The organism is Microcella sp. (assembly GCF_033763155.1).
In the GTDB taxonomy this organism is placed as follows: Bacteria; Actinomycetota; Actinomycetes; order Actinomycetales; family Microbacteriaceae; genus Microcella.
In genome coordinates, this window is the sequence record NZ_JANRKZ010000276.1 from 1 (window position 1) to 3,473 (window position 3,473).

The following is a 3,473-nucleotide window of genomic DNA, read 5'->3' on the forward strand; positions in this document are numbered from 1 at the left end:
GCGCATCGTGAGCCGAGTCGACGGCGTCTTTGCCGGTGGGCTGCCGCTCGAGCTCGCGTTCACGCGCGTCGACCCCACACTCGTCGTCGAGCGACACCTCGCCGATGGCGACGCGATGGTACCAGGCACGGTTATTGCCACGATCACGGGCTCGGCGCGCGGCATCTTGCGCGGCGAGCGGGTTGCGCTCAACCTCTCGCAACGGTTGAGCGGCATCGCGACCCTGACCCGGAGCTACGTCAAGGCGGTCGCGCACACGAGCGTACGCATTGTCGACACTCGCAAGACAACGCCGGGCCTGCGCATGCTCGAGAAAGCCGCCGTGCGAGCAGGCGGTGGACACAACCACCGCTACTCCCTCAGTGACGCCGTGATGCTGAAGGACAATCACCTCGCCGTGTTGGGGGCGCACGGGTTCGGCCTCAAGGAGGCAATTCGGATCGTGCGTGCGCGCATCCCCCACACGATGCACCTCGAGGTCGAGGTTGACCGCCTCCACCAGTTGGAAGCCGTGCTCGCCGCAGAGCCCGACACGATCATGCTCGACAACTTCACGCTCGACGATCTGCGCGCGGGCGTTGGCCTCATCGCGGGTCGCTCCGTCGTCGAGGCGAGTGGGGGTGTGCGCCTCGACACCGTGCGGGCCATCGCCGAGACCGGGGTCGACGTCATCTCGGTGGGCGCGCTGACCCACAGCGCGCCTGCTCTTGACCTCGGGCTCGACATCGTGATCGATGGCGCGCTCTAGCGAGCATCCGTGACCCTCATCGATCTTGACCAGGCCGCGACGACGGCTGTGCGCCGCGAGGTGCTCGAGGCGATGTGGCCGTGGCTCACGGGCGAGCACGGCAACCCTTCGTCGACCCACTCGCTCGGTCGCCGAGCCGCCGATGCGCTGACGGATGCTCGCGCGCGCATCGCCCGCCTCGCTGGCGTTCGCCCCGCGCAGGTCGTGTTCACGAGCGGCGGCACCGAAAGCGACAACCTCGCCGTTATCGGCCTCACCCTCGCGGCGATCGCGCGCGGGCGTGACCGTCACGTGCTCGTGAGCGCGATCGAGCACGAGGCCGTGCTCGAATCGGCGGCGTACCTCGAGCGCTGGCACGAGGTCGAGGTCACGCATATTCCCGTCGATGCCGATGGCCAGGTGGATGTCGATGCCGCGATCGCCGCCCTCCGACCCGGCACGGCGCTTGTGAGCGTGCAGGCCGCGAACAACGAGGTGGGCACGCTGCAACCGCTCGCGGCTCTCGCCTGTGCCGCGCACGAGGTCGGAGCGCTGCTGCACACCGACTCCGTGCAATACGCCGGTTGGTATCCGCTCACCGAGTTGTCGTTCGCCGACGCCATCACGATCTCGGGCCACAAGCTCGGCGCCCCGAAGGGAGTCGGAGCACTGCTCTTACCAACGGGCGCCGCGATCGAGCCGCTCATTCGCGGGGGAGGGCAAGAGCGCGATCGACGCTCGGGCACCGAGAACGTGGCCGGGGCTGTGGGGCTCGCTGTCGCGCTGGACCTCGCCGAGGCCGAGCGCGCGGCGAATCCGCTCACCGCGCTTGAGGCTCAGCGCGACGCCTTCATTGGCCGGGTACTTGAGACCGTGCCGGGTGCGCGCCTGACGGGTCACCCCGCCACACGCTTGCCATGCCACGCCTCGTTCGTCGTGCCCGGCATCGGCGGTGAGCCTTTGCTGATCGCGCTCGACGATCGCGGCATTCTCGCCTCGAGCGGTTCGGCGTGCGCGGCCGGCCGCGACGAGCCCTCACCCGTGTTGCTCGCGATGGGCCTCGACGCCGACACCGCGCGCACAGCCGTGCGCTTCAGTTGGGGCGTCACCACGCCCGCCGACGCTCTCGACACGGCGGCGCGCGAACTCGCCGAATCCGCAGCCGTCCTGCGCGGCCTCGGCTGATCCGCACCCGCACGCGGGATACTAAAGCCGTGCCGACCTATCGTGACGAGATCGTCGTGCTGCGCACCCACAAGCTGGGCGAAGCCGACCGCATCGTCACGATGCTCAGCCGCAATCACGGCAAGATTCGGGCCGTCGCGAAGGGCGTGCGACGCACGGCGAGCAAGTTTGGGGCGCGTCTCGAGCCCTTTATGGTCGCCGACGTGCAGCTCTATGCGGGCCGCAGCCTCGACATTGTGCAGCAAGCCGAAAGCCTCGGCTCGTACGGAGCCGAGATTTCGAGCGACTACGGCAGCTACACGGCCGCCAACGTCATGGTCGAGACGGCTGACCGCGTCACGGGCGACGACGGCGGGGGCATCCAGCAGTACCTGCTGCTGGTTGGCGCGTTGCGGTCGCTCGCGCGCGGCGAGCATCCGCCCGGCCTCACGCTCGACAGTTATCTGCTGAGGTCGCTGTCGATCGCGGGATGGGCGCCGACCTTCGGCGACTGCGCCGTGACCGGCGCGCCCGGCCCCCACACGGCCTTCGTGGTGCAGTTGGGCGGCATGGTGGCCGACGACGTTGCCCCGCCCGGAGCCCCGCGCGTGAGTTCAGAAACCCGCGTGTTGCTCGCGGCCCTGCTCACAGGCGATTGGGAGACCGCAGAAGCCTCGACCGATCGCGCGCGTGCGCAAGCCAACGGCATCGTCGCCGCCTACGCGCAGTTTCACCTCGAGCGCGGCCTGCGCTCGTTGCCGCACGTCGATCGCGTCGACGCGCGGTTCGAGGCACGCGAGGCCGAGCGCGAAGCCGATCGTGACCTCGCCCACGCCGCCGCGGCGGCCGCCACGACGGAGGAGTCAGCGTGAGCAAAGACGTGCGTCACCCCGAACCGCTGCGTCCGCTCGACTGGACGGGAGAGCATCCCCCCGATATTCGTCGTGAGGTCGTGCCCCAACACGTCGCGATCGTCATGGACGGCAACGGCCGCTGGGCCAACCGGCAGGGGCTCACGCGCGTGGAAGGGCACCGCGCGGGTGAAGCAAGCCTGCTCGACGTCGTCGCGGGTGCGATCCAGATCGGTGTGCAGCACCTCAGCGTCTACGCGTTCAGCACCGAAAACTGGAGCAGAAGCCCTGATGAGGTTCGGTTTCTCATGGGCTTCAACCGCGAAGTGCTTCGCCGCCGTCGCGACCAGCTCGACGCCTGGAACGTGCGCATCCGCTGGGCGGGGCGGCGCCCGCGGCTGTGGCGCAGCGTCATCAGCGAACTCGAAGAGGCCCAGGCTCGCACCGCCGGCAACACAGGCCTCACCCTCACGATGTGCGTCAACTACGGCGGTCGCGTTGAGCTGGTGGATGCCGTGCGCGCCCTCGCCGCCGACGTCAAGGCTGGGCGCGTCGACCCCGCCCGCATCACCGAGCGCTCGATCGCGAAGCACCTCTACGAGCCCGACCAGCCCGACGTCGACCTCTTCGTGCGGTCGAGTGGCGAGCAGCGAACGAGCAACTTCATGCTGTGGCAGAGCGCCTACGCCGAAATGGTGTTTCTCAACACGCTGTGGCCCGACTTTCGCCGT

At 69.1% G+C, this 3,473-nt stretch carries 4 protein-coding genes; all 4 read left to right on the top strand.

Annotation, left to right across the window (positions count from 1 at the left end; genetic code table 11):
* Window positions 1-748 (top strand): carboxylating nicotinate-nucleotide diphosphorylase (gene nadC / locus SFU54_RS11650; protein ID WP_319016438.1); only part of this gene is annotated, 748 nt, incomplete at its 5' end.
* 9 nt (window positions 749-757) lie between these two features.
* Window positions 758-1,912: a cysteine desulfurase family protein gene (locus SFU54_RS11655; protein ID WP_319016439.1), complete on the top strand. Its 1,155-nt coding sequence runs from the start codon at window positions 758-760 to the stop codon at window positions 1,910-1,912.
* Between the two features lie 29 nt (window positions 1,913-1,941).
* Window positions 1,942-2,763 (top strand): DNA repair protein RecO, encoded by an 822-nt coding sequence (gene recO / locus SFU54_RS11660; RefSeq protein WP_319016440.1) that lies wholly within the window; start codon window positions 1,942-1,944, stop codon window positions 2,761-2,763.
* On the top strand, window positions 2,760-3,473 hold a 714-nt coding region (locus tag SFU54_RS11665; RefSeq protein WP_319016441.1), incomplete at its 3' end, for an isoprenyl transferase. The genes recO and SFU54_RS11665, both read left to right, overlap by 4 nt.